21 protein-coding genes and 1 rRNA gene are annotated in these 26,334 nt (G+C 74.3%); 7 read left to right on the forward strand and 15 right to left on the reverse strand.

Annotated elements, in window-relative coordinates:
* Window positions 1-13: 13 nt before the first annotated feature.
* From ABKW28_RS11360 to ABKW28_RS11375, 4 genes are read right to left on the reverse strand one after another with little or no spacing between them, the layout of a single operon-like run.
* Entirely contained in the window at window positions 14-781 is a 768-nt protein-coding gene (locus tag ABKW28_RS11360; RefSeq protein WP_348609494.1) for a VOC family protein, read from the reverse strand.
* Window positions 778-1,116, reverse strand: a complete 339-nt coding sequence (locus ABKW28_RS11365; protein WP_348609503.1) for a pyridoxamine 5'-phosphate oxidase — start codon at window positions 1,114-1,116, stop codon at window positions 778-780. The genes ABKW28_RS11360 and ABKW28_RS11365 overlap by 4 nt, the downstream gene beginning before the upstream one ends.
* Before the next feature lie 30 nt (window positions 1,117-1,146).
* Window positions 1,147-1,779 (reverse strand): YigZ family protein, encoded by a 633-nt coding sequence (locus tag ABKW28_RS11370; RefSeq protein WP_348609506.1) that lies wholly within the window; start codon window positions 1,777-1,779, stop codon window positions 1,147-1,149.
* A gap of 18 nt (window positions 1,780-1,797) precedes the next feature.
* Window positions 1,798-2,577, reverse strand: a complete 780-nt coding sequence (locus ABKW28_RS11375) for a TSUP family transporter (RefSeq protein WP_341231557.1) — start codon at window positions 2,575-2,577, stop codon at window positions 1,798-1,800.
* A 49-nt stretch (window positions 2,578-2,626) separates the two neighbouring features.
* Here ABKW28_RS11375 and ABKW28_RS11380 point away from each other — a divergent pair, with 49 nt between their 5' ends.
* Window positions 2,627-3,496 (forward strand): ABC transporter substrate-binding protein, encoded by an 870-nt coding sequence (locus tag ABKW28_RS11380; protein ID WP_348609509.1) that lies wholly within the window; start codon window positions 2,627-2,629, stop codon window positions 3,494-3,496.
* A gap of 25 nt (window positions 3,497-3,521) precedes the next feature.
* Here ABKW28_RS11380 and folP read toward each other — a convergent pair whose 3' ends face one another.
* Complete coding sequence (gene folP / locus ABKW28_RS11385; protein ID WP_348609512.1) at window positions 3,522-4,385, reverse strand: dihydropteroate synthase; 864 nt, start codon at window positions 4,383-4,385, stop codon at window positions 3,522-3,524.
* A 64-nt stretch (window positions 4,386-4,449) separates the two neighbouring features.
* Window positions 4,450-8,889 carry a DUF11 domain-containing protein gene (locus tag ABKW28_RS11390; protein ID WP_348609515.1) on the reverse strand — a complete coding sequence of 1,480 codons (4,440 nt, stop codon included), beginning with the start codon at window positions 8,887-8,889 and terminating at the stop codon, window positions 4,450-4,452.
* Window positions 8,890-9,176: 287 nt separating this feature from the next.
* On the opposite strand from ABKW28_RS11390, the gene ABKW28_RS11395 reads away from it, so the two are divergent.
* Window positions 9,177-9,545: a DUF2695 domain-containing protein gene (locus tag ABKW28_RS11395; protein WP_307822839.1), complete on the forward strand. Its 369-nt coding sequence runs from the start codon at window positions 9,177-9,179 to the stop codon at window positions 9,543-9,545.
* A 19-nt stretch (window positions 9,546-9,564) separates the two neighbouring features.
* Here ABKW28_RS11395 and ABKW28_RS11400 read toward each other — a convergent pair whose 3' ends face one another.
* The 3 genes from ABKW28_RS11400 to ABKW28_RS11410 are packed head-to-tail and all read right to left on the reverse strand — an operon-like array spanning window position 9,565 to window position 14,045.
* On the reverse strand, window positions 9,565-11,625 hold the full coding sequence (locus ABKW28_RS11400; protein WP_348609518.1) for a VWA domain-containing protein: 2,061 nt from the start codon (window positions 11,623-11,625) through the stop codon (window positions 9,565-9,567).
* Entirely contained in the window at window positions 11,618-13,039 is a 1,422-nt protein-coding gene (locus ABKW28_RS11405) for a sigma 54-interacting transcriptional regulator (RefSeq protein WP_348609520.1), read from the reverse strand. Before ABKW28_RS11405 ends, ABKW28_RS11400 begins: the two co-directional genes overlap by 8 nt.
* A 55-nt stretch (window positions 13,040-13,094) precedes the next feature.
* Window positions 13,095-14,045 carry a universal stress protein gene (locus tag ABKW28_RS11410; RefSeq protein WP_348609523.1) on the reverse strand — a complete coding sequence of 317 codons (951 nt, stop codon included), beginning with the start codon at window positions 14,043-14,045 and terminating at the stop codon, window positions 13,095-13,097.
* Window positions 14,046-14,160: 115 nt separating this feature from the next.
* On the opposite strand from ABKW28_RS11410, the gene ABKW28_RS11415 reads away from it, so the two are divergent.
* The 5 genes from ABKW28_RS11415 to ABKW28_RS11435 all read left to right on the forward strand — a co-directional run bounded on the left by ABKW28_RS11415 (window position 14,161) and on the right by ABKW28_RS11435 (window position 18,320).
* Window positions 14,161-15,003, forward strand: a complete 843-nt coding sequence (locus tag ABKW28_RS11415) for an adenylate/guanylate cyclase domain-containing protein (protein WP_341229777.1) — start codon at window positions 14,161-14,163, stop codon at window positions 15,001-15,003.
* The gene (locus tag ABKW28_RS11420) at window positions 15,000-15,419 is read left to right on the forward strand and encodes a YchJ family metal-binding protein (protein ID WP_348609526.1); all 420 of its coding nucleotides are present in this window, start codon (window positions 15,000-15,002) and stop codon (window positions 15,417-15,419) included. Before ABKW28_RS11415 ends, ABKW28_RS11420 begins: the two co-directional genes overlap by 4 nt.
* Window positions 15,420-15,505: 86 nt before the next feature.
* Complete coding sequence (locus ABKW28_RS11425) at window positions 15,506-15,946, forward strand: pyridoxamine 5'-phosphate oxidase family protein (protein WP_193668959.1); 441 nt, start codon at window positions 15,506-15,508, stop codon at window positions 15,944-15,946.
* 38 nt (window positions 15,947-15,984) lie between these two features.
* Window positions 15,985-17,592, forward strand: a complete 1,608-nt coding sequence (locus ABKW28_RS11430; protein ID WP_193668958.1) for a GAF domain-containing protein — start codon at window positions 15,985-15,987, stop codon at window positions 17,590-17,592.
* A gap of 134 nt (window positions 17,593-17,726) precedes the next feature.
* Window positions 17,727-18,320 (forward strand): hypothetical protein, encoded by a 594-nt coding sequence (locus ABKW28_RS11435; RefSeq protein ID WP_348609529.1) that lies wholly within the window; start codon window positions 17,727-17,729, stop codon window positions 18,318-18,320.
* A 30-nt stretch (window positions 18,321-18,350) separates the two neighbouring features.
* Here the strand turns inward: ABKW28_RS11435 and ABKW28_RS11440 are convergent, their stop codons facing one another.
* From ABKW28_RS11440 to rrf, 6 genes are all read right to left on the reverse strand, one after another.
* Complete coding sequence (locus tag ABKW28_RS11440; protein WP_341230300.1) at window positions 18,351-19,571, reverse strand: acetyl-CoA hydrolase/transferase C-terminal domain-containing protein; 1,221 nt, start codon at window positions 19,569-19,571, stop codon at window positions 18,351-18,353.
* 4 nt (window positions 19,572-19,575) lie between these two features.
* Window positions 19,576-20,247: a response regulator transcription factor gene (locus ABKW28_RS11445; RefSeq protein WP_341230301.1), complete on the reverse strand. Its 672-nt coding sequence runs from the start codon at window positions 20,245-20,247 to the stop codon at window positions 19,576-19,578.
* The gene (gene cydD, locus ABKW28_RS11450; protein ID WP_348609532.1) at window positions 20,240-23,611 is read right to left on the reverse strand and encodes a thiol reductant ABC exporter subunit CydD; all 3,372 of its coding nucleotides are present in this window, start codon (window positions 23,609-23,611) and stop codon (window positions 20,240-20,242) included. Before cydD ends, ABKW28_RS11445 begins: the two co-directional genes overlap by 8 nt.
* Entirely contained in the window at window positions 23,608-24,627 is a 1,020-nt protein-coding gene (gene cydB, locus ABKW28_RS11455) for a cytochrome d ubiquinol oxidase subunit II (protein ID WP_193668953.1), read from the reverse strand. The genes cydD and cydB overlap by 4 nt, the downstream gene beginning before the upstream one ends.
* A gap of 30 nt (window positions 24,628-24,657) precedes the next feature.
* Window positions 24,658-26,112, reverse strand: a complete 1,455-nt coding sequence (locus tag ABKW28_RS11460; protein ID WP_348609535.1) for a cytochrome ubiquinol oxidase subunit I — start codon at window positions 26,110-26,112, stop codon at window positions 24,658-24,660.
* 146 nt (window positions 26,113-26,258) lie between these two features.
* Window positions 26,259-26,334: ribosomal RNA gene (gene rrf, locus ABKW28_RS11465) — 5S ribosomal RNA — on the reverse strand; the annotation flags it as partial.

Here is a 26,334-nt window from a genome sequence, read left to right on the forward strand (position 1 = left end):
GTGCGCCGACCGCTCAGGCCGGGACGTCGTCGTCGGGCGGGTCGCCGGCGATGCAGTAGCGCAGCCCACCGGGGTCGGCCATCACCGTCCAGTGGTCGTGGCTGGTCACGACCCGCGCCCCGAGCGCGACGTGGCGGGCGAGCTCGGCGCCCACGTCGTCGGTGGTCAGGTCGAGGTGCACCGACACCTCGGACGCGTCGTCGTCGAGGCGCTGCACCAGCACCTGCAGCGGCTGCCCGGCCGGCACCTCGAGCAGGTGGAACTCCTCGTACGCCGTGCGGCGCAGCCGCCAGCCCGTCAGGTCGCGCCAGAACGCCAGCTCCGCCTCCAGCAGTCGCTCCGGGACGTCGATCGAGAGCTGGTCGACCTGCGAGTGGTGGCCGGTCGGCCACGTGGTGGGCCGGCTGCGCCTGCTCGCGGGGTGGCCCACGAAGCAGAAGGTCAGCCCGCCCGGCGAGCGCAGCACGACGTACCCCTCCTCGGCCGTGTGCACCACCTCTGCCCCCAGCCGCCGGGCGTGCTCCGCGGCGGTCGCCTGGTCGCCGACGTGCAGGTCGAGGTGGACCCGCGAGGGCCCCTCGTCGCGGCGCTGCACCCGCAGGTGGTCGTCGCCGTCGGGCGGGACCAGCGTCGTGAACTCGGCCCGCTCGCCGCGCACCGTCGACAGCGTGGTGCCGGTGACCTGCGCCCAGAACGCGGTGCCGCGCTCGAGCTCCTCGGCCGCGAGGTCGAGGAACGCGCTGATCCACAGCGGGCTCGACGCGGGCAGGTCGCCGCTCATGCGGGCCCGCCGCCGGCGGGTCGGTGCAGCACCGCACCGGTGGGGCGCACCCGCAGGCCGTCGCCGCTCACCTCGGCGGTGCCGTCGACGATCAGGGAGAAGTCGCCGGCCTGCAACGGCGGGAACAGCAGCGTCACCGTCTCGTTCGCCGCAGCGTTCGCCAGGGACCCTCGCCCCGGCGAGCCCAGCAGGAGCAGGTCGTCGTCGAGCACCGGTCGCACCGAGACCACCTTGACCCGCGCCGGCAGCACCGTCGGGTCGGTCGTCAGCAGGAACCCGGCACCGAACCTCGCCAGCGTCTCACCCAGGTCGGCCACCGCCACGGGGATGCTCATGCACCCCACCCTAGGGCTCGCCGGCCCCGCTCAGCCCGTCCACCGCTCGCCCAGCACGACCGGTTCGCCCGCTCCCCCGGTCACCTCGGCCAGCACCGCCCGGGTCGCCTCCTCGTCGGCCGGCGCGACGCCCAGCACCAGGTGCACGCTCGCGCCCCACCGCGCGTCGAGCACGTCCACGCCGCGCGCCCGCAGCTCGCCCTCGACCCGGCCGGCCTCGGCGTGGTCGACCTCGAGCCCGAGCTCGCGCAGCAGCCGCCGCTCGCGCGTGCCGGCCACCTCGAGCGCGGCGCGCACCGCGTCGCCGTACGCCCGCACCAGCCCGCCGGCGCCCAGCAGCGTGCCGCCGAACCACCGCGTCACCACCGCGACCGTGTCGCTGAGCCCGGCCCCGCGCAGCACCTCGAGCATCGGCGCCCCCGCGGTGCCCGCCGGCTCGCCGTCGTCGGAGGAGCGCTGCACCGGCACCGGCGGCGGCCCCACGACCATCGCGGAGCAGTGGTGGCGCGCGTCGTGGTGGCGCTTGCGCAGCCGCTCGACCACGCCGCGCGCCTCGTCCTCGCTCGCGACCCGCGCGACGGTGGCCAGGAAGCGCGAGCGCCTCACCTCGATCTCCACCTCAGCGTCACGGCCCACCACGAGGTACGACGCGTGCTCGCTCACCACTCGTTCACCACCCGCTCACCACAGCCCCGTCACGTCGCCGCCGATCTTGACCACGAACGCCGCCACCACGGCGATGAAGAACACCCGCACGAACCGCGACCCCTTGGCCACGGCGGTGCGGGCGCCGACGTACCCGCCGACGAGGTTGGCCAGGCCCATCAGCAGCCCGACCTTCCACAGCACCGCTCCCTGCGGGATGAAGACGACCAGGGCGGCGAGGTTGGTGGCCCAGTTGGCCATCTTCGACTTGGCCGAGGCCTCGAGGAAGCCGTAGCCGAGCAGCCCCACCAGCGCGAAGACGAAGAAGGAGCCGGTGCCGGGGCCCAGGGCGCCGTCGTAGAAGCCGATGGCGAAGCCGGTGCCCATCGTCGCCCCGGTGTGGCGGCGTCCGGCGAAGCGCAGCGCGGTCACCTGGCCCAGGCTGGGCTTGAACAGCACGTAGGCGCCCACGAGCACCAGCACCACCAGCACGATCGGCTCGAACGCCTCGCGCGGGATCAGGCTCGCCACCGCCGCGCCCCCCGCGGAGCCGAGGAACGCGGTGAGCATCAACGGGCCGAAGGTGCGTGGATCGGGGCGCACCCGCCGGTAGAACGTCACGCTGCTGACGCTCGTGCCGCAGATCGAGCCGAGCTTGTTGGTGGCCAGGATCTGCACCGGGCTGGCGCCGGGCAGCCCCACCAGCAGCGCCGGCAGCTGGATCAGCCCGCCGCCGCCGACGACCGCGTCGACGAAGCCGGCGACGAGCGCGGCGAGCCCCAGCAGGAGCAGCACGGTCAGGGTCGGATCCTCCACACCGCGACCCTAGGCCCGCCTCCTGGCCGGCCCGCCTACGGTGTCCTCCATGCGGCCACAGCGGATCGTCTCCCTCCTGCCCTCGACCACCGAGATCCTCTTCGACCTCGGGGCCGGCGACGACGTCATCGGCGTGACCTTCGAGTGCGACCACCCCGCCCAGGCACGCGAGCGCCGCATCGTCTCGTCGACGACCATGCCCGAGGGCCTGGACCCCGCCGGGATCGATGCGTACGTCGCTCGCGCGGCCGCCGCCGGCGAGGACCTCTACCGCCTCGACGCGGGAGCCCTGGCCGACCTCGACCCCGACCTGGTGCTGACCCAGGACCTGTGCGCGGTCTGCGCGATCGACGTCGGCTCGGTGGACGAGGCGCTCGACCACCTCGGCTGCCGGGCCGAGGTCCTCTCCTTCGACCCGCACACCCTCGCCGAGATCCGCGACAGCGTGCTGCGCATCGGGGCGGCCGTGGGGCGGCCCGACGATGCCTCCCGCCTGGCCGCCCCGCTCGAGGCCCTCGTCGAGCAGGCGGCGGCCCCGCCGACCGGCGCCCGCCGCCCGCGCGTCGTGGTGCTGGAGTGGACCGACCCGCCGTACGCCCCGGGGCACTGGATCCCCGAGATGGTCGAGGCCGCCGGGGGCGAGTGCGCGCTCGGCACCGCCGGGGCGAAGTCGGTGCGGGTGACCTGGGACGACGTGCACGCCGCGCGCCCCGACCTGGTCGTCGTCGCGCCCTGCGGCTACGACCGGCCCGCCGCCCAGGAGCAGGCCGACCGGATGGTGGCGGCGGGGCTGCTGCCGAGCGGCGTGCCGGTGCACCCCGTCGACGCCAACGGCCACTGGGCCCGCCCCGGCCCGCGCGTCGTCGACGGGGTCGCCGACCTGCGCTCGGCCCTGGAGGGTCACGGGCTGCTCGGCTGAGCGGCCCACCTCGAAGCCGGGTGGCCTACTGCAGCCCGCGGATCGCGCGGGCCGGGAGCAGCCGACCGGCGATCACGTCGACCATGTCGACGGTCTGCCGGGTCTCGACCACCTCGTGCACCCGGTAGATCCGGGCCCCGGCCAGCGCGCACACCGCGGTGGCGGCCAGGGTGCCGGTGAGCCGCTCGCCCACGGGCAGGTCGAGCGACTCGCCCACGAAGTCCTTGTTGCTCAGCGAGACCAGCACCGGGCGACCGGTGGCCACCATCTCCCCCAGCCGACGGGTCAGCTCGAGGGAGTGGAAGGTGTTCTTGCCGAAGTCGTGGGCCGGGTCGATCACCACGCTGCGCGGGTCGACACCCGCCGCGACCGCCCGGTCGGCGTACGCCGTGGTGTCGGCGATCGCCGCGGCCACCACGTCGTCGTACTCGACGCGGTAGGGGCGGGTCCGCGGGGTCGCGCCGCCGGTGTGGGTGCAGATGATGGCGGCGTCGTGGGCGGCAGCGACGTCCACCAGCTCGGGGTCGGCCCCGCCCCAGGCGTCGTTGAGCACGTCGGCGCCGGCGCGGCACACCGCGTCGCCCACCTCGGCGCGCCAGGTGTCGACCGAGATCACCAGGCCGGGGAAGCTCTCGCGGACCCGGGCCACGAAGTCGACCACGCGGCTCTTCTCCTCGGCCGCGTCGATCTCGGCGCCGGGGGCGGCCTTGATGCCCCCGATGTCGACGATCTCGGCGCCCTGCGCCACCACGGCGGCGACCCGCTCGAAGGCCTTGTCCTCGGCCCAGGTGGCGCCCTTGTCGTAGAACGAGTCGGGCGTGCGGTTGACGATCGCCATCATCAGCGTCTGGTCGTCGGCGAAGCTGTGGCGGCCGAGCTCGAGGGTCACACCAGGTGTCTAGCAGACGGCTCCACGCCGACCCGGCCGGTGTGCACCGGCCGGGTCGGCGTCGTCAGCGGCGCAGCGTGACGGTGCGGGTGGTGCCGCCCATCGAGAGCCGCGCCTTGCGGACCTTCTTCGAGCGCAGCGCCTTCCTGCCCTTCTTGGTGGCCTTGAGCACGACCTTGCCGGTGCTGTCGGCGCCCACGCTGTAGCGGCTGGTCGCCAGGGTGGTGCCCTTGCGGACCTTCGTGCCCCCCAGCCTCTGCGTCTTCAGCGCCACCAGCGTCGCGGTGCCCGCGCAGCCGTCGGTGGCCGAGGTGCAGGCCACCTGGGCGGCGACCTTGGTCCCGGTGACGACGACCTTGCCGCTGGTGGGCGTCGCGACCGACGTGCCCGGCCGCACCGTGAACGTCGCGCTGTCGACGTTGTCGGCCGTGCTGGTCTCGACCGACGCGGTGGTCACGCGTCCGGTGTTGGTGACGTCGGCCGGGGTGTCACCGCCCTGGGTGCGGGTCGAGAGGCACAGCAGCCACAGGTCGGCCTGCAGCGGGGCCGCGGTCGGGTTGAGGAGCTTGAACACCCGCACCACCGGACGCGGGTCGTTGCCGAGGTTGACCAGGCCCGGGTCGAGGTCCCAGCCGGCCACGACGCCCTTGGCGTCGCCGGTGCACGACAGGGTCACCTCGCGCACCTCCCCGGGCTGCACGGTCACGCTCTCGCGGACCTCACCCAGCACGAGCGGGTGGGTGTGGCCGGACGCCGCACCGACCTCCTCGTCGAGGCAGCGGATCGAGACGTCGGCCGAGGTGGCCCCGTCGGGGTCGAACCCGAAGGTCCAGCCCGTGGTGCCCGCGGGGTACGACGTCAGGCTCGTCGCGCGGCCGTCGAGCGACCACCCCGGCTGCACCGGGCGCGCGCCCGGGTCGCACTGCAGGGTGGTCGAGTCGGCGCCCGCGGACAGGTCGACGGTCGCGGTGAGCTCCGAGCCGACCTGCAGCGGGTGGTGGTGGCCGGCCTCGGTGAGGGTCGGCGTCTGCACGCAGACCGCGAAGACCTTGGCCTGGGCGCGGCCGGTGGCGTCGTTGACCGCCTCGACCTCCCACGTGTCGAGGCCGGTGGCCCGGCTGCTCAGCACCCCGACCGAGGCGAGGGTGCCGGTGCCCTGGTCGACGTGGTCGACGCGCCCCGAGCCGTCGGTGGCCAGGTAGCCCGACGGGCAGGTCACGGCGAGGGTGCGCCGCTGGCCGGGCTCGAGGTCGAGGTGCACCTCCGCCTTCTGCACGTCGACGAGGTGCTGGTGGTCGCCGCCGCCGGCGGGCAGCGCCTCGACGGTGGCCTTGATGCTGACGCTGCGCTCCTCCCCGGGTGCCAGGGTGTCCCACGCGCAGGTCACGGTGCCGCCGGCCTGGGTGCAGGGCGCGCTGGCGGAGACGAAGGTGACGCCGGTGGGCAGCACGTCGGTGAGCTCGACGTCCTGCGCGTCCCCGGCGCCCGCGTTGCGCACGGCGAGGGTGTAGGTGACGGTGTCACCGGCCTGCGGCGAGGCCTTGTCGACGTCCTTGGTGAGCACCAGGTCGGCGTCCTCGACGACGACGGGCACGATCGGCGTGCTGGTCGAGTCGCTGTCGTCGACGGTGCGGCCCGAGGGCGCCGTGCCGGTGGCGGTCGCGGTGTTGTCGATGCGACCGGTGTCGACGTCGGCCTGCGTGAGCGTGTAGGCGCGGGTCGTGCAGGTGACGGAGGCGCCGGCCGCCAGCGCACCGGAGGGGCACGTCGTGTTGGGCGCGGCACCACCGAAGAGCGGGTCGTGCACGGTGACCGGGTCGAGGGCGACCGGGCCGGTGTTGGTGACCTCGAAGCCGAAGGTGACGGTGTCGCCCGCGTCGGGCCCGTTGCCGTCGAGGTCGTCGATCGCCGAGGCGGTCTTGTCGAGGCGGATCCTCGGGGTCGCCACGACGGGGGTGGTGACGGTGTCGTCGTCGGTGACCTGGGGACCGCTCGGCGGGGTGCCGGTCACGGTCGCCCGGTTGGTGACCTCACCGGCGTCGACGTCGCCCTGAGTCAGCGGGTACGTCGCGTCGGTGCAGGAGCGGGACGCGCCGGGCGCGAGTGCGCCGCCGGGGCAGGTCACGTTGGGAGCCGGGCCACCCAGGCGCGGGTCGTGCACCGTGACCGGGGCCAGCGTCACGGTGCCGGTGTTGGTGACCTCGAAGGAGTAGGCGACCGTGTCACCGGCGTCCGGGCCGTTGCCGTCCTCGTCCACGACCGGACCGGCGCTCTTGACCAGCCGGACGCCCGGGCTGCCGACCACCGAGGTGCTGGTGTCGTCGTCGTCGTGGACCTTGGCCCCGCCCGGGGCGGTGCCGGTGGCGGTGGCGACGTTGTCGACCACGCCCCCGTCGACGTCGGCCTGGGTGAGCACGTAGGTCTTGTCGGAGCACGACACCTTCGCCCCGGGCGCCAGCGCGCCCGCCGGGCAGGTGATGGCGCCCAGCTTGGGGTCGACGACCGTGACCGGGTCGAGGGTCACGGCGCCGGAGTTGGTGACCTCGAAGGAGTAGGTGATCGTGTCACCGGCGTCCGGGCCGTTGCCGTCCCTGTCGACGACCGGGCCGGCGGTCTTGTCGAGCGCGATGCGCGGCTCGGCGTCCAGCGGGGTGCTGGTGGAGCTGGGGTCGCTGACCTTCGAGCCCTTCGGGGAGGTGCCGGTCACGGTCGCAGTGTTGTCGACCTTGCCGGCGTTGACGTCGGACTGCTGGACGACGTACGTCGTGGTGGTGCAGGTGGTGCTGGCCGCAGGGGCCAACGTCGTGGTGGCGCAGGTGACCGGACCGCCCAGGAGCGGGTCGACCAGCGTCAGGGACGAGAGCGTCGTGTTGCCGGTGTTCTTGACGGTGAAGTCGTAGACGATCCTGTCGCCGGCGCTCGCCCCGGTGGGGGCGACGTCCTGGTAGGTGGCCTTCTTGGTCAGCTTGACCGCCGGGGCCGCTCCCACCGGGGTGTTGGTCGAGCTCGGGGCGGTGACGGTGCGGCCGCTGGGCGCCTTGCCGGTGGCGGTGGCGGTGTTGGCGACCAGGCCGGCGTCGACGTCGGCCTGGCTCAGCGTGTAGGTGCGCGCGGTGCAGGTGCGCGAGGCGCCCGCCGCGAGCGACCCGGTGGGGCAGACCACGTTGGGTGAGGCGCCGCTGAGCCGCGGGTCGTGCACGGTGACCGGGTCGAGGCTGCTGTTGCCGTCGTTCTCGACCGTGAAGCCGAAGGTGATGGTGTCACCGGCGTCGGGCCCGTTGCCGTCGAGGTCGTTGATCGTCGAGGCGCTCTTGACGAGGCTGATGGCCGGCTTGACCGGCAGGTTCGTGAAGGTGCAGGTGATCGCGGCGCCGCTGGCCCCGGGCATCGTGAAGGTCCCGCTGCTGCCCGTCCCCTGGGCCAGGGTGGCACCCGCCGAGTCGAGGCACCTCCAGGTGCTCGTGTAGTCGGTCAGGGCCGTGGTGCCGACCGCGGTCTGCTTGACGGTGTAGGTCTGCGAGGGCACGAGCACGGCCGGCCCGGCCACCTCGGCGCCCTGGTCCTGCAGGCCGGTGTCGGTGCCCGCGGTGGTGCCGCTCACCGGCGCGGCCAGCCCGCCGCCGCTGAGCTCGACCTTGAACTGGTCGGTGCCGGCGTAGCGACCCTGCGGCAGGTCGACGCGGGCCTTCCCGGTGCTGGGCAGCGCGCAGGAGGCCAGGTCGGAGAAGTCGAAGCTGACGGAGGACGGGGAGCCCACCAGCGCCCCGGAGGCGGGGTTGACCCGCGCGACCACCTCGGCGCTGGTGCCGATCACCAGGTTGCCGGAGGAGTCGAAGGCCATCGAGTGGTACTGCCCGGCGTTGCCGGGGGTGGCGGTGAGCGTGCTCGTCGACAGCGCCACCGCGCCGGTCGTGGTGGGCAGTGCCTCGTTGACCCGGGCCAGGGTGCCCGCGTCGGTGTACCCGTCGTTGCTGACGACCCACAGGGTGCCGGAACCGTCGAAGGCGAAGTCGCCGTTGCCGCCCAGACCGGTCCCGGCGATGGTGGCGACCTGGCCGATGGCCTGCTCCGTGACGGTGTTGAAGGCGTAGACGGTCCAGGTGCTGCCGCCGGCCGCGTAGTAGTAGATGCCGGTCGCCGGGTTGATCGCACCGGCGACGACGTCGCGCGCGTTGCTGTTGGTGGACAGGGCGTAGCGCTTCGTGGTGTGCGTGCGGGCGAAGCGCAGGACCTGGTTGGCCTTGCGGTCGAACGCCCAGATGTGGTCGCCGCCCCCCTTGGGCAGCGCCAGGGCGTTGACGGTGTGGTCGTCGTCGACGGGGTCGAAGTCACCGTGGGCGCTGCTGGCCCCGGTGACGCTGTTGACCTTGCGGATGTCGAAGCCCTTGGAGCCCTTGACGGTGTAGACGGTGTTGTCGGTGCACACGAACGGCGACACCGTGGCCGACGCCGGTGCCGCGGGCAGCAGCGCCAGCCCGGCCCCGGCGAGCGCCGCGGTGACCACCGAGGTGGTCCACCGCCGTGTCCGTGAGTGGTGCGCGCGAGAAGTCGTCGGCATTGCTCAGCCCCCCAGCTGTCCGCGTCCGCTGCCGGACGCCTCGTGAACGGGTGCGCCACGGCCCTCCCGGCGGACGCGGGACCGATCCTCACCCCGGCGCGGCGCCTCCCCGGGGCGAACGGTGCACTCGTGCCGCAACGTGCACGTCGTGTGCACGAACCGTTGACCCGGCGAGCACCCGGTGATGTCGTCGCGAGGCACGCACGTCGGTGCCGGCGGGTAGAACCGCTCCCGTGCTGCCCACCGACCCCGACGCGCCCGAGCCGTACCCCGACGAGTGCGTGGCCTGCTACCTGCGCCGGGTCGTGGGCGACCACGGTTGCGTCCACGCGGCGCCGGTTGCGCTGGGCTGGGCCGAGCGCTTCCGCGACCTGCGCTCCCCCACCGCCCACTCCCTCGTACGCCGCCTGCTCGCGCTCGGCGGCTGCGACTGCGCCGTCGTGCGCGAGGGCCTGCGCCCGGTGCGCGAGGTGATGGTGCGCGACCTGCACACCGACGAGCTGGAGGAGCCCGAGCGCTGGCCCGGCTGTGCCGGGGTGGGGGTCACCAGCAGCCGGCCCTGCCGGCACTGGGAGCGCCGGCCGCGCGCCCGACGGGGGTGAGCGGGTCGTGGCGGCCGGGTCAGTCGCCGACCCAGGAGCCGCGGCCGCCGAACCAGTCGCCCATCGACCCCGGGGCCGCGCCACCGCCCCCTCGGCCGGCGCGCCCGCCGAGGTAGGAGCCCACGACGGCGGCGCCGAGGTCGTCGAGCTCGGGCGCCACGACGCGGCCGTCGACCCGGCGCGCCATCTGCTCGATGAACCGGGCCAGGCCGGGGTCCTCGCCGAGGCGGAAGAACGTCGTCTGGGCGCCGAGGCGCATGGAGGTGTCGAGCTCGCGCACGGCGTGCGCGACGGTCAGCGGGTGCGGCGGGTAGGAGAAGAAGACCTCGCCGCCGGCCTCGAGGTGCGAGGTCGGCTCGCCGTCGGTGACCACCAGCAGCACCGGCTGGGCGTTGGGGTGCTTGCGGAAGTGCCGGTTGGCCAGCAGCAGCGCGTGGTGCAGGTTGGTGCCCTTCTCCCACCGGGCGTCGAGAGCGGTGAGCTGCTCGATCTCCATCACCTCGGCGTGCCGCCCGAAGCCGACCAGCTGCAGCGCGTCGCCGCGGAACCTGCTGCGGATCAGCGTGTGCAGCGCCAGCGCGGTGCGCTTCATCGGCACCCAGCGCCCGTCCATGGCCATCGAGAAGGACGTGTCGACCAGCAGCGCGACGGCCGCCTGGGTGCGCGCCTCGGTCTCCTGCACCTCGACGTCGTCGACCTGCAGGCGCACCCCCGCCGCCGGCGAGCCGCCCTCGCCCACGGTGCGGGTGATCGCGTTGGTGACGGTGCGGGTCACGTCCCACGGCTCGGTGTCGCCGTACGCCCAGGCCCGGGTGGCGCCCGAGCGCTCGCCCGCGGCGCCGGCGCGGTCCATGTCGCGCTGGCCCTGCCGGCCCGACATCCGCTGGGCGACGTCGCGCAGCAGCGAGCGGCCGAGCTGGCGCATCGCCTTCGGGGTCAGGCGCAGGGCGCCGTCGGAGCCGCGCTGCAGGGTGCCGGAGTCGCGCAGGGCGCGCTCGAGCTGCTGCAGCTCGCCGGCGCTGACCGCGGCGTCGTCGCCCAGCTGGCGGGCCAGCGCGTCGAGGTCGAGGTCGTCCATGCGGGCGCCGCCGTAGGACTGCGAGAGCTGCTCGGAGAGCGCGTCGAGCTCGGCGAGGTCCTGGAAGACGCCGGTGCCGTCACCGAGCCCGACGCCCTGGGCGCCCTCGCCGCCCATCTGCTCCGAGCCCGACCAGTCCTCGCCGGGTCGCAGCGCCTGCAGGTGGGAGTCGAGGCGTGCCAGCGACTCCATCAGCTGCGGTGAGCCGAAGGCCTGCGCCGAGAGCTCCATCAGCTGCTGGCGCTGCTCGGGGCTCATCGAGGCGAGCATCCGCTGGGCCGCCGCCGCCCGGGCGGCCATCGCGTCGAGCAGCTCGTCGAGGTCCTGCGGCTGCTCGGGGAAGTGCTGGCCGTGCGCGGCCATGAACTCGTCGAAGTCCTGCTGGGTGTCCTCGCCGCGCTCGCGCTTCTCGAGCAGCTCGTTGAGGTCCGAGAGCATCGCGTCGATCGCGGCGCGGTCCTCGTCGGTGGCGTTCTCGAGGGCCTGCTTCATGCCCTGGAAGCGCTGGTCGAGCAGCTCGCGGCCCAGCAGGTCCTTGATCTGCTCGTAGGCCTCGCGTGCCTGCGTGCTCTGCCAGTCGTAGGAGCCCAGCGCGCTCACCGCGGCCGCGGGGTTGGGCGGCAGGCTGTCGAGCTGCATCTCGCGCAGCGCCCGGTCGCCGTCGTCCATGGCGACGTCGCGGGCCAGCTGCTTGCGCTCCTCGAGCACCGCGGTGTCGAGGAGCTCGCGGATCTCCTGGAGGGTGCCGTCGAGGTCGTGCTCGGCCAGCAGCCGGCGGCGCCGCTCGGCGACCCGCCTGGCCAGGTCGTCGAGGCCCTCCCGGTCGCCGGCCCCACGGCGCAGCAGCTCGCGCAGCGCGCGCTCGGGGCTGTAGCCGGCCATCACGTCCTCGCCGATCTCGTCGAGCGCCTCGGCGAGGTCGACCGGGGGCGCGAGCGGGTCGGGGCCGCCGTCGTAGCGGCCGTAGCGCGTCGCGCGTCGCTGCGACCAGATGTCAGCCATACACGCTCTCACCGCGCCCGGAGGCCTTGCTGACCCGCCGGGCCAGGAAGAGCCCCTCCAGGGCCAGCTCGATCGCGCCGGCACGATGCCCGTCGGTGGTGGCCTCGAGCCGGTCGCAGATGTCGTCGTAGAGCTCCGACTCCCCCAGCACCGGCAGGCCGGCCAGGAAGTCGCGGGCGGTGACCTGCTCACCGGTGGTCACCATCTGGCCGGCCTCGAGGGCGTCGACCAGCACACCCATGTCGAGGCCGGGCAGGTGCACGCGCACGGTCTCGGCGACCGCGGTGCGCAGCAGGTGGGTGAGGATCTCGGCCTCGCGGCCCTCCTCGCCGCTCTCGAACTCGATCTTGCCGCCCAGCACGTCGACGGCGGTCTCGAGGTCGACCACACGGGCCACGGCGGCCTCCTCGCCCTGGGCGGTGGCCCGGTGCAACGCGGCGGCCGCGATCGTCTCGGCGCCGGCGATCGCGAAGCGGGCCGAGACGCCCGAGCGCTGGTCGACCGAGCTCGACTCGCGCAGGTGGCGGGTGAAGCGGGCCAGGATCTCGACGAGGTGGTCGGGCACGTCGACGAGGGCCGGGTCGATGGCGGCCTCCTGGCGGATCACCGCGACCTCGTCGTGCAGCTCGGTCGGGTAGTGGGTGCGGATCTCGGCGCCGAAGCGGTCCTTGAGCGGGGTGATGATGCGTCCGCGGTTGGTGTAGTCCTCGGGGTTGGCGCTGGCCACGACGAGCACGTCGAGGGGCAGCCGCAGCACGTAGCCGCGGACCTGGATGTCGCGCTCCTCCATCACGTTGAGCATCGCGACCTGGATCCGCTCGGCGAGGTCGGGCAGCTCGTTGATGGCCACGATGCCGCGGTGGCTGCGCGGCACCAGCCCGTAGTGGATGGTCTCGGGGTCGCCGAGCGAGCGGCCCTCGGCCACCTTCATCGGGTCGACGTCCCCGATCAGGTCGGCCACCGAGGTGTCGGGGGTGGCCAGCTTCTCGGCGTAGCGCTCCTCGCGGGCGCGCCACTCGACCGGCAGGTCGTCGCCGAGCTCGAGGGCCCGGCGGCGCGAGGCCACGGTGATCGGCTCGTAGGGGTGCTCGCCCAGGTCGGAGCCGGCGATCACGGGGGTCCACTCGTCGAGCAGGCCGACCATCGTGCGCAGCAGCCGGGTCTTGCCCTGGCCGCGCTCGCCCAGCAGCACCACGTCGTGCCCGGCGATCAGGGCCCGCTCGAGCTGGGGCACCACGGTGTCCTCGAAGCCGTGCAGGCCGGGCCACGGGTCGCGCCCCTCGCGCAGGTGGGCCAGCAGGTTGTCGCGCAGCTCGGTGCGCAGCGGCCGGTGCTCGTGGCCCGACGCGCGCAGCTCACCGAGCGTGGCGATCGTGGGCCGGGGGGTGGCGGGCGCGGTCTCGGCGGAGGTCACGTCGACCACGCTACTGCGCCCACCAACCTCGATGTCCGGGGAGACGGACGCCGGCTCAGTCGCGCGCCGGCACCACCATCACCGCGCCGTGCGCGTGCTCGAGCACCGAGGTGACCACCGACGGGAAGAGCGCCTCGCCCAGCGCGTGCTGGCGGTGGTAGCCCAGCACCACCAGGTCGCGGTCCTTCGACTCGGCCACCAGCACCTGGTCGGCGAGGCCGCGCACGATGCGCACCTCGACCTGCACGTCGGGGTGCTTCTCGGCCAGGCCGGCGGTCGTCTCGGCGACCAGGGCGCGCACGTCGGCGGCGTCGTCGGTCTCGTCGACGACCATCGCTCCGGCGTAGGCGACCCGCGCGTCCCAGAAGCAGTGCAGCACCGTGAGCCGCTGCCCGGTCGCCGCCGCCTGCTCGTAGGCGGCCGTCACGGCGCCCATCGAGCGCTCGGTGCCGTCGACGCCCACCAGGATGCCGCCGCCGCCCTTGCCGCCGGGGCGCACGACCACGACGGGGCTGTGGGCGTGGCGGGCGACCGCCGCGCTGACCGAGCCGAGCAGCAGCGAGCGCAGCGGCCCGCGCCCGCGGGAGCCGAGGACCAGCAGCGAGGCGTGCTGCGAGAGCCGCAGCAGCTCGCCGCGGACGTCGCCGCGAGCCACCGCCGTCTCGACGCTGAGCCCGGGGTGCAGCGAGCGCGCCTTCTCGGCGGCGGCCTCGACGCGGTCGGCGCCGGCCGAGGCGAGCTCGGCGTAGAGCACGGTGTGGTTGATGCCGGTGGTGTCGAGCCACATGCTCGGCACCGGCTCCCAGACCGAGACCACGGCCAGCGGCCGGTGGTGCAGCGTCGCGTGCTCGGCCGCCCAGGCGAGCGCCTCCTCCGCGTGCTCGGAGCCGTCCACGGCCACCACCACGGCGCCGGTGGACGAGAGGTGGTCGGCGACCGTGGGGCCGCTCGCCGGCTCGGCGTCGGGGTTGCCCTGGCTGTCGGAGTTCTCGAGATCGGTGTCCATGTCCTCACCCTGGGCCCGGCGTGCCCCTGCTTCTCAGGGGCGGTGGTCGTGCGGGCTCGGGACCTTGGTCCCGAGCACCCGGGCGCCGGGAGCCGGACCGCACTAGGCTGCCGGGGTGCAGACGGCGACAGGGGTGGCAGCCGTGCTGCTGGTGGCGGTGCTGTCGACCGCCCTCGTCGTCGTCGGCGTGCTGCTGGTGCGCACCCGCCGCGAGCTCGACGTGTCGCGACGGATGCTCGCCCAGCTCGAGGCCGACCTCGACGCCGCCCTGCGCCCCTCCCCCGCGCTCTCGCCGACCGAGCGAGCGCTGCGGGCCGTGGTCGGGACCGCCTCGCGGGTGCGGCGCCAGGGTGTCGCCGGCGTGCTGGGCTCCTCGCTGGAGGACCTCCAGGCCTGGGCCCTCGAGAAGCGCCCCGACATCCTGCAGGTCGCCGCGGCCGACGGCACCGTCACCCTGCTCTTCTCCGACATCGAGGGCTCCACGACGCTCAACCACCGGCTGGGCGACCGCACCTGGGTCAAGGTGCTCGAGGCGCACGACCAGGTGGTCCGCACCCACGTCGAGCGGCACCGGGGCCAGGTCGTCAAGAGCGCCGGCGACGGCTTCATGGTCGCCTTCCGCGACCCCTACTCGGCGGTGCGGGCCGCCCGGGGGATCCAGCGGTCCCTGGCCCGCACCCTCGACCCGCGGCTGCGCCTGACGCAGGTCAGGGTGCGCATCGGCGTGCACTGCGGGCCGGTGATCTCTCGCGACGGCGACTACTTCGGGCGCAACGTGGCGCTGGCCGCCCGGGTCGCCGACCTCGCCGACGGCGGGGAGGTGCTGGTGACCGACGAGGTGCGCCTGCAGGTGGAGGGCACCGACGAGCGGCGGATGTGCTTCGAGGAGGCCGGCGAGGTCGAGCTGAGGGGCCTGCCCGGAGAGCACACCCTGTGGAGGTTGGTGGTGGAGACGTGAGCACCGGACAGCACGCGCTGGGCGCGGCGGGGGCCGGCCCGTGCCCCTGCGGCACCGGCGCGACGTACGACGCCTGCTGCGGGCCGCTGCACCGGGGAGCCCGGCGGGCGGAGACGGCGGTCGAGCTGATGCGCAGCCGCTACAGCGCGTTCGCGCTGGGCCACCTCGACCACCTCTTCCGCACCTGGCACCCGCGCACCCGCCCGGCCGGGCTGCTCGAGGACGGGCTCGACCCGGCCCGGGAGTGGACCGGGCTGGAGGTGCTCGACCACGGCGAGGGCTGGGTCGAGTTCGCCGCCCACCACCGTGACACCTCCCCGGCCGGGGTCGCGAGCAGCGGCACGATGCGCGAGCGCAGCCGCTTCGAGCGGCGGGCGGGCCACTGGGTCTACGTCGACGGCACTTTCGGCGGCTGACGTCGGGACCAAGGACCCTGTAGGGCCCCCGCGGGACGGCGTGACGATGGACGTCGTCCTGGTCCCCGTCCCATCGTGAGGTCACCGTGCTGGAGTCAGCAGAGCTGTCGGAGAGCGAGTGCGAGGCCCTGCTGCGCGCAGGGATCGTGGGACGGGTCGCGGTCTCCACACCCGACGGACCGCACATCGTGCCGGTGAACTACGCCGTGGTCGACAGCCGGGTCGTGGTGCGCACGACGCCGTACTCCGTGCTGGGCAGCAACGCACGCGGGGCCGTGCTCGCCTTCGAGGTCGACGGCTTCGACCACGAGCGGCAGCGGGGCTGGAGCGTGGTGGCGCGCGGGCGCAGCGAGGTGCTGGGCGACGCCGAGGACCTCGAGCAGGTGCGCAAGGTGTGGGAGCCCCGGCCGTGGGCCTCGGGCACGCGCTCGCTCTACGTCGCGATCGCGTGGACCACGATCTCGGGTCGCCGGCTGGGCAGCGGGTGGGACCCGGTGAGCACGTTGCCCACCCGTCGTCTGGTCTGAGTCTCCCCACCCGCGCCCGGGCCTGTGACAATGGCTCCATGCCCGACCCGTCGCCGCGCCACCCCGAGCTGGCCGGCTCCGCGCAGGCGCTGCTCGACGCGGTGGTGGCGGTCTCCTCCGACCTCGACCTGCCCAGCGTGCTGAGCCGCATCGTCGAGTCGGCCCGCGAGCTCACCGGGGCACGCTTCGGTGCCCTGGGGGTCGTGGGCCCCGACGGCGACCTCAGCGAGTTCATCACCTCGGGGCTCGACCCGCACCAGCGCGAGCAGATCGGCGCGCCACCACGGGGCCGCGGCATCCTGCGCCTGCTCATCGAGCACCCCGAGCCGCTGCGGATGCCCGACCTCGGTGAGCACCCGGCCTCCTACGGCTTCCCGCCCAACCACCCGCCGATGCGCTCCTTCCTCGGCGTGCCGGTGCGGATCCGCGGCACGGTCTTCGGCAACCTCTACCTCACTGAGAAGCAGGGCGCCGACCAGTTCAGCGACGCCGACACGGTCCTGGTCGAGGCGCTCGCCTCGGCGGCCGGGTTCGTCATCGACAACGCGCGCGCCTACGGACTCAGCGAGCGGCGGCGCGAGTGGCTGCAGGCCAGCGCCGAGCTCAGCGACGCCCTGCAGCCGCCGGTGGCCCGCGAAGCCGCACTCGAGCAGATCGCCTGGTCGGCCGCCTCGATGGCCCGGGCCGACGCCGCCGCGGTCGTGAGCCTGTCGGTGCCGGCCGGGGAGGCGGCGCAGGCAGCAGCCCTGGCCGACCTGCGCGAGACCCGGCGCGACGGCGGGCGCGAGGGGGAGGGCCGCGGCGTCCTGCGCAGCGTCGTGGAGGACTCCCTCGTCGCGCTCGCCGACGGCGTCGAGCCGGTGGAGGGCGACGCCGGCCACTACCGCGCGCTGGTGCTGCCGCTGCGAGCCCACCTGGCCGAGCGCACCGCGCTCGTGCTCCTCTTCGAGGGGGCCGCCCCGCTCGAGGGCGAGGAGCGTGAGCTGATGATCTCCTTCGCCGACCAGGCAGCCCTGGCGCTCGACCGGGCGCAGGCGCTGGAGGAGCGGGCCGAGCTGGCGGTGATCTCCGACCGCGAGCGGATCGCGCGCGACCTGCACGACGTGGTGATCCAGCGGCTCTTCGCCACGGGCCTGCAGCTGCAGGGCGCCCAGATGCTCGCCGGCCCCGAGATGGCCGGGCGGCTCGACAAGGCGGTGGCCGACCTCGACCTGACGATCCGCGACATCCGCGGCTCGATCTTCGAGCTGCAGCACCGCGAGCGGGCCTCGCTGCGCTCGGAGGTGCGCACGCTGGTGCGCGAGTACGTCCCGGCGCTCGGCTTCACCCCGGTCGTGCGCACCGCGGGCCCGCTCGACACCGGGGTGCCGGGTGCGGTGCGGGAGCAGCTGGTGCCGGTGCTGCGCGAGGCGCTCTCGAACGTCTCGCGCCACGCCCTCGCCGAGCAGGCCGAGATCGACCTCAGCCTCGGTGACCGGGCGCTGGTGCTGCGCGTCGACGACGACGGGGTCGGCATCCCCGAGCAGCTCGCCGAGAGCGGCCTGCGCAACGCCCGGCGTCGCGCGGCGGCGCTCGGCGGCAGCTGCGAGGTCTCGCGCCGCGAGCCGCACGGCACGTCGTTCGTCTGGAGCGTGCCGGTCGGCTGAGCGGCCGGACCGAGTCCGCAGGCTCGGGACCAAGGGCCCGGGGCTCGGGACACCCGGCCCCTGCGCCGCGTCGTCCCGGGGCCCCAGTCTGGGCAGGGGTCCACCGAGGGACCTCCGACGACAGGAGACACCACATGAGCACGATCCAGCACGGTCACCCGCAGCCCGGCGCCGACCGAGTCGCGCAGGCGGCCCCGGCGGCAGCGTCCGGAGGCCCCGTCGCAGCACGCGCCCTGGCGCTGCTGCGGATCGGTTTCGGCCTGACCTTCCTGTGGGCCTTCCTCGACAAGCTGCTGGCGCTCGGCTTCGCCACCGGTCGTGGTCCCGAGGGACAGGTCGACCGGTTCGGCGACGCGGCCTGGGTCAACGGCGGCAGTCCCACCGAGGGGTTCTTGACCTTCGGTGCCGACGGCCCGTTCGCCGACTTCTACCAGGGCATCGCCGGCGCGGTCTGGGCCGACGTCCTGTTCATGCTCGGGCTGCTGGGCATCGGCGTGGCGCTGACCCTGGGCGTCGGGATGCGCCTGGCAGCCGCGAGCGGCGCGCTGCTCTACGTGCTGATGTGGAGCGTGGCGCTGCCCCCGGCCAACAACCCGGTGCTCGACGACCACCTCCTGGGTGGGCTGACGCTGGTGGTGCTGGCGGCGTTCCACGCCGGCGACACCTGGGGACTCGGCCGGCGCTGGCGCGAGGCGCTGCTGGTGCGCCGGCTGCCCGTGCTGCGCTGACGACCGGCCCCGGCCCGGTCACCACGCCCGTCACCACCTCAGGCCCAGTGCCTGCGCCTCCTCGCGCAGCTCCTCGCGCACCCGCGGGTGGGCGGCGTGCTCGACCAGCTGGCGGGCCTGCTCCTGCTGGGTCAGCCCGAAGACCTCGGCGACGCCCTGCTCGGTGACCACCGCACTCATCTGGAACGACGTCACCGGCTCGTCGACCATGGCCACCACCGTCGAGCAGTCGGCCTTGGGGTGCCAGGAGCGCAGGGCGATCACCGCCTGGCCGCCCGGGCTGTGCATGGCCCCGACGATGAAGTCGGTCTGGCCGCCGAAGCCCGAGTGGATCCGCGCATCGATCCTCGAGGCGTTCGCCTGGCCGAAGAGGTCGACCTGCAGGGCGGTGTTGACGCTGGTCATCGCGGGGTTGCGGGCGATCCGCCCGGGGTCGTTGGTGACCTCGGTGCGGGCCATCCGCACCCGGTCGTTGCCGTCGACCCAGGTCAGGAGCTCCTCGGAGCCGAAGAGGAAGGACGCGGTGATCGGCTCCGAGCGCTCCAGCGCCCCGGCCCGCTCGAGACGCAGCACCGAGTCGGAGAACATCTCGCTCCACACCCGCAGTCCGCGTCGCCCGACCAGGCCGCTGACCGTCGCGTCGGGCACCGCGCCGATGCCGGTCTGCAACGTGGCCCCGTCGGGCACGCGGGCGGCCACCAGCTCGCCGATGCGCGCCGCCTCGGGCCCGACAGGTGCCTCCGGCGCGGTCATCAGCGCCTCGTCCGCCTCGACGACGACGTCGACGTGGTCGAGGTCGAGCTCGGAGTCGCCGAAGGTCCACGGCACGTGCCGCGAGACCTGCGCGACCACCACGCCACCACGGCGACGCACCTGCTCGACCGCGGCGGGCAGCACGTTGACCTCGGTGCCCATCGAGACCCGGCCGTGCCGGGGCGGGGTCGTGTGCAGGACGACCGCGTCGGGCGGCACCCGCGAGGCGAAGAGCGTGGGCACCATCGAGAGCCGCGAGGGCACGTAGGCCAGCCGCGGGCTGCGGCGCATCCCGGGGCCGACGAAGGAGGTCTCGAGGGTGACGCCGTCGCGGTCGGGCAGGCCCTGCTGGGCGTTGAGCATCCACAGCCGGTAGCTGGGCAGCAGCGAGTCGAGGAGCCCCAGCGTGTGCCACGGCGTGGCGTGGTTGCCCGCCACCACGACCCGGGGGTCGGGCGGGAGCGCGCGCAGCACCGCCGCCAGGTCGCTGCGTGGCATCGGGTCAGGACCGGCCGTCGGGGCCCAGCAGCCGGCTGGCCAGCACCGCGGCCTGGGTGCGTCGCTCGAGCCCCAGCTTGGCCAGGATGGCCGAGACGTAGTTCTTGATGGTCTTCTCCGCCAGGAACATCCGCTCCCCGATCTGGCGGTTGGTGAGTCCCTCCGCGATCAGGGCGAGCAGCTCCATCTCCCTCTCGGTGAGGCTCTCCAGCTCCGGCGCCGTGGAGGGCCCGTTGCGGACCCGGTCCAGCACGCGGGCCGTCAGCGCGGGGTCGATCAGCGACATGCCCCCGGCGACCTGGCGGACCGCGGTGACGAGGTTGAGACCCGTGACCTCCTTGAGCACGTAGCCCGAGGCGCCGGCCATGATCGCGGCGAAGAGCGCCTCGTCGTCGTCGTACGACGTCAGGATGAGCGCCCGGATCGAGTCGTCGACCGCCCGGACCGCTCGGCACACCTCGATCCCGGAGCCGTCGGGCAGCCGGGCGTCGAGCACCGCGACGTCGGGTCGCAGGGCGGGGATGCGGGCGGTGGCCTCCTCGGCCAGCCCCGACTCCCCCACCACCTCGATGTCGCCTGCTCCCTCGAGCAGCGCGCGCAGGCCCTGCCGCACGACCTCGTGGTCGTCGAGGAGGTAGACGCGCACGCGCCGGCCGTCGGTTCGGGTGTCAGGCATGAGGCTGCTCCTGGGTGAGGGTGCGTCCCCGTACATCTACCACCTCCTCGACGCGGTCGAGACCGGCGCGCGCGTGGGTGATCCACACGACCGAGCGTCCGGCCCGGTCCCGAGCGGCCCGGGAGCCGCCGTCGACGCGCCGCCGGGCGCCCAGCACCTCGGCCGCGAGTTCCTCGGCCGTCGCCTCGTCGAGGTGCGCGGTGGGCTCGTCGAGCACCAGCACCCGCTGGTCGGCCAGCAGCGACCGGGCCACGGCCAGCCTGGCCCGCTCGCCGCCCGAGACCGCGGCGTGCCCGTCTCCCAGCCAGGTGTCGAGCCCCTCGGGCAGCTGGTCGAGCCAGTCGCCGAGCCGGGCACTGCGCAGGGCGGCCTCCACGTCGGCGTCGGAGGCGCCGGGCCGGGCCAGGCGGACGTTCTCGACGAGCGTGCTGGCGAAGACGTGCGGGTCGTCGTCGACCAGGCCGACGGTGCCGCGCACGTGGTCGAGGGCCAGCGTGCCCAGGCACCGCCCGCCCAGCGCCACGTCGCCCGAGACCGGGTCGAGGAAGCGCAGCAGCAGCGCCGCGACGGTGCTCTTGCCGGAGCCGGACGGTCCGACCAGGGCGACGCTCCCGCCCTGGGGCAGGCGCAGGCCGAGGTCGCGCACCGCGTCCGCCCCCTCCCAGCCGGCGCTGACGTCCTCGAGGGCGACCTCGTGCCCGGCCGGGGCCGGCGCCGGCTCCGGCGAGTCGACGACCGCGGGGGTGCGCCCGACGAGGTCGGCGACCCGACGACGCGCCGCGTCGGTGCGGGCCGACAGCGCCCCGGCGTCGGCGAGCGGGAGCGCCACGTCGGCCAGGGCCAGGGGCACCAGGACCAGCAGGGCCAGCACGGGGGCCGACAGTGCACCGGCGACCACCAGGTCGTCGAGCCACCAGGCGCTCGCCGCCACGCCGATCCCGGTGACCAGCAGCACCCAGGCCCGCGCCGCTCCCCACCAGGCCGCGGCCCGCGTCGCGGCGGCCCCCAACCGGTCGCTGAGGCCGACGACGGGGCCGACCGCGACCCGGTCGACGCCCTGCCACATGACCAGCTCGTCGGCCAGCGCGGTCGCCGCCACCACCTGGTCCGACAGGGCGGCGCGCAGGGCGATCCCCTGGCGCTCGGCGCGGGCCGCGCCCCACCTGCCCAGCAGGTACGCCGCCGCCCCGGCCAGCACCGAGGTCAGGGCGACGACCAGGGCGGCGCGGGGCTCGAGCAGGGCGGTCACGCCGACCGCCAGCACCACGACCAGCGCGAAGGCACGCACCGGCAGCTGCACCCGCAGGCGGTGGTCGAGCTCGGAGTCGACGTCGTCGACCAGGGCCGCCAGCAGGTCGCCGCGACGACGACCCAGCCGGCCGGGCACCAGCGGGACCAGGGCGTCGTACACCGACACGCGACGCTCGGCGAGCATCCGCAGCACCACGTCGTGGGAGAGCAGCCGCTCGGCGTAGCGCAGCGCGGGGCGGGCCAGGCCGAAGGTGCGCACCCCCACGATCGCCACCATCAGCGTCAGGACTGGCGGCATGGTCGAGGCCTGCACGATCAGCCACCCGGCGGTCGCGGTCAGCGCCACGCCCGAGGCCGAGGCCGCCGCGCTGAGGAGGGTCGCCAGCCCCAGCCCCGGGTCCCGCCGTGGGGCCGGGTCCTGCGCCGCTCCGGGAGCGGGCGTGCGTGCCGGGGCGGAGGCTGGAGCGCTGGACCGGGGGGCGACGGGGACGGGCGCGGCCGGCCCGGGCAGGGCGACGACGTGGTCGGCCAGGGCCACCAGCGCCGGGCGGTGGGCCACCACGACCACCGCGCGGCTGCGGGCCAGCTCGACCAGCGTGTCGGCGACCACCTGCTCGGTCAGCTCGTCGAGGTGCGCCGTGGGCTCGTCGAGCAGCAGCCAGGCACGGTCGGCCACGACCACCCGGGCCAGGGCGAGCCGCGCGCGCTCGCCGGCCGACATGCCGGCGCCGTCCTCGCCCAGCCACGATCCGAGACCGTCGGGCAGGTCACGCACGCGCTCCTCGAGGGCGACCCTGGCCAACGCCTCCCAGAGCTCGTCGTCACCGGCCCCGCTGCGGCCCAGCCGCAGGTTGTCGGCGATCGTGCCCGCCACGAAGCCCGGGCGCTGGGGCAGCCAGGCGACCTGGCGCTGCCACGACTGCGCGGTGACCTCCAGGGGCGCGCCGCCACGCGTGAGGTGACCGGCCGTCGGCTCGAGCAGCCCGGCCAGCAGCGACAGGAGCGTCGACTTGCCGCAGCCCGAGGGCCCGGTGAGCGCGGTCAGCCCCCGCTCCGGCACCACCAGGTCGAGGTCGTGCAGCACCGGGGCCTGCCGTCCCGGGCGGGTCAGCGACAGGCCGTGGACGACCAGGGGCCCTGGACCGGCAGCGGGCGCGGCACCCTCGAGCGGCACGGCGGCGGGGGCGTCGAGGACCTCGCTGAGCTGCTCGAAGGCCGCCACGCCCTCGGCGGCGGCGTGGAACTCGGCGCCCACCCGTCGCAGCGGCCAGTAGGCCTCGGGCGCGAGGAGCAGCACCACCAGCGCGGTGCGCAGGTCGAGGCCGCCTTCGGCGAGCCGGAGCCCCACGGTCACCGCGACCAGGGCGACCGACAGCGTGGCGACCAGCTCGAGGACGGCCGAGCTGGCGAAGGCGACGCGCAGGGTCCCCATGCTCCGGCGCCGGTAGTCGTCGGTGACCCGGCGGATCGTCGACGACTGTGCCTGCGCACGTCGGAACCCGACCAGCGTCGGCAGGCCGCGCACCACGTCGAGGAAGTGCCCCGACAGCGACGACAGCGCGCGCCACTGGGCATCGGCGCGGTCCCGGGTCGCCAACCCCACGAGGATGCCGAAGACCGGCACCAGCGGCAGCGTGGCCACCACGATGCCCGCGCTGAGGACGTCCTGCGTGGCGATCGCTGCGACGGTGAGGAGCGGCAGCACGGCTGCCAGCACCAGGGCCGGCAGGTAGCGGGTCAGGTAGGGCTCGGTGGCGCTGACCCCCCGGGTCACCAGCAGCGAGAGCCGGCCCTGGGCCACGTCGGGCCCGCCCGGCGCCAGCAGGCGCGCGACGAGGTGCCGGCGTACGTCGCTGCCCACGAGCGCGGCCGAGCGGGCTGCGGCCACGTCGCCGACCCATCCGACGAGCCCCCGACCGGCGAGCACGGCGACCGTGGCGAGCACCCAGGACCCGGCACCAGCGCCCTCGACGGCGGCGACGACCAGGCCCGTCACGGCGAACGCCTGCGCGATGACGAGCAGTGCGCCCACCCCGCCGCAGGCCAGGACCACGGCCAGCGGCAGCCGGGCGGGGCCCAGGCGGCGCAGCAGCCGGGGGTCGGTGGGCCTCACGCGTCGGTGCCGGCCAGCACCGGCTCGGGGATGTGGTGCACGGCGATCCGCCGGCGGAAGACCCAGTAGGTCCACGCCTGGTAGCCGATCACGACCGGGGTGAAGACCACGGCGACGACGGTCATGATGCCCAGGGTGTAGTCGGTCGCGGCTGCGTTGGTGGTGGTCAGGCCGACCCCGCCGGCCAGCGTGGTGGGCATGACGTCGGGGAAGAGCGCGACGAACAGCCCGCCCACCCCGAGCACGATCGTCGCGAAGGTGCCGATGAACGCCCAGCCCTCGCGTCCGGCCCGGGCCGCGCCCAGGCCGGCGACCAGGGCCAGCGCGGCGACCAGGAAGAGCGCGGCCGAGGCGGCGTTCCCGGTCTCGAGCTGGGTCCAGCCCAGGAACGCCACGGCGACCACGGCCGCCGCGACGCCGACCTTGAGCGCCAGCGCCCGGGCGGCGTGCCGGATCGGGCCGTCGGTCTTGAGGGCGATGAACATCGCGCCGTGGGTCAGGAAGAGCAGCAGCGTCATCGCGCCGCCGAGCAGCGCGTAGGGGGTGAGCAGGGTGAAGAAGCCGCCGGCGTACTCGAGGTCGGCGTCGATGGGGACCCCGCGCACGATGTTGGCGAAGGCCACGCCCCACAGCAGCGCCGGCACCACGGACCCGACGACGATGGCGGCGTCCCAGCGCGCCTTCCACTGCGCCTCGGGGCGCTTGGCGCGGTACTCGAACGCCACGCCCCGCACGATCAGGGCCAGCAGGATCAGCAGCAGCGGCAGGTAGAACCCGCTGAAGAGGGTGGCGTACCACTCGGGGAACGCCGCGAAGGTCGCTCCGCCCGCGACGAGCACCCACACCTCGTTGCCGTCCCACACCGGCCCGATCGTGTTGATCAGCACGCGGCGCTCGCGCTCACCGTGTCCCAGGACGGGCAGCAGCATGCCCACCCCGAAGTCGAAGCCCTCGAGGGCGAAGTAGCCGATCCACAGCACCGCGATCAGCGTGAACCAGATGGTGGTCAGTTCCATGTGTCCTGCGTTCCTCGTCGGGTTCGTCGCTCAGTAGGCGAAGGCGAGCGGGCGGTCGGGGTCCTGGTCGTCGTCGCGTTGCGTGGGGGCCTCGAAGGCGTCGGCTCCACGCACGATGTAGTGCAGGAGGAGCTTGAGCTCGACGACGGCCAGCACCCCGTACAGCGCGGTGAGCACGAGCAGCGAGGTCAGTGCCTCCGCCGGGCTGACGCCTGGCGAGACTCCGCGCTCGGTGGTCATCAGCCCGAAGACGACCCAGGGCTGGCGGCCCATCTCGGTGAAGATCCAGCCGAAGCTGTTGGCGAACAGCGGCATCAGCGGGAGCGTGACGCCCAGCCACACCCAGCGCGACGACCGGAGCCGCCGGCCACGGCGGGTGGCCCAGAGCACGGCGACCGCACCGGCCGCGCCGGCCATGCCGAGCCCGATCATCAGGCGGAAGCTCCAGTAGGTCAGCGGGATGACGGGGGTGTAGTCCCCGGCGGAGTAGTAGGCCTCTCCCGGGTCCTGGCCGTAGGTCTCGACGTACTCCTCGCGCAGGTCGTCGATGCCCCGCACCTCGGCGTCCAGGCTGCCGGAGCCGAGCCAGGACAGCAGCCCCGGCACCTTGATCGCGAAGCTCTCCTCGGTCCCGTCGAGCGACCCGATCGTCAGGATCGAGAACGCGGCAGGCTGCTCGGTCTCGTAGAGCCCCTCGGCGGCAGCCATCTTCATCGGCTGCACCTCGGTCATGATCTTGCCCTGGACGTCACCGGAGACCGTGACGGCCACGGACGCCGCGAGCAGCACCCAGGCCCCGGTGCGTGCCGCGCTGCGGTACATCCGGGCGTCCTGCCCCTCGTCCCGGCCCTGGCCGCGCACCAGGTGCCACACCGAGATCCCCACCACGAAGGCGGCGCCCGTCATGTACGCCGCCGCGACGGTGTGCGGGAAGGTCACGAGCTGCACCTTGTTGGTCAGCACCGCGACGAAGTCGGTCAGCTCGGCGCGTCCGGTCTCGGGGTTGAACGCGTAGCCGACCGGGTTCTGCATGAAGGAGTTGGCGGCCAGGATGAAGTAGGCCGAGAGCACGGTGCCGATGTGGACCAACCACATGGTCGCGGCGTGCAGCTTGGGCGGCAGCCGGTCCCAGCCGAAGATCCACAACCCGAGGAACGTCGACTCCAGGAAGAACGCCAGCAGCCCCTCGATGGCCAACGGTGCCCCGAAGACGTCACCGACGAAGCGCGAGTAGTCCGACCAGTTCATCCCGAACTGGAACTCCTGCACGATGCCGGTCACCAGGCCCAGGGCGAAGTTGATCAGGAAGAGCTTGCCGAAGAACTTCGTCAGTCGCAGCCACTGCTCGTTGCCGGTGCGCAACCACGCGGTCTCGTAGCCGGCCACCATGGCCGAGAGACCGATGGTGATCGGCACGAAGAGGAAGTGGTAGACGGTCGTGATGGCGAACTGCCAACGGGCAATGTCGAGGGTGTCGAGATCCACGACCTGATCCTCGGGCCCGCCGAGGCGCCGGGGCAGCGTCGTGGGTCCCCGACGATGGGGACCAAGGTCCCATCCTTTCCGGCGCGGAATGGGCCTGGAAATGACAGCAGCCCCACCGCGGTGCGGTGGGGCTGCTGAGAAGAATTGTCCGGCGGCGTCCTACTCTCCCACAACCTCTCGGTTGCAGTACCATCGGCGCTGAAAGGCTTAACTTCCGGGTTC

The sequence above is a fragment of the Nocardioides sp. 31GB23 genome (assembly GCF_040012395.1).
GTDB classification, from domain to species: Bacteria; Actinomycetota; Actinomycetes; order Propionibacteriales; family Nocardioidaceae; genus Nocardioides; species Nocardioides salarius.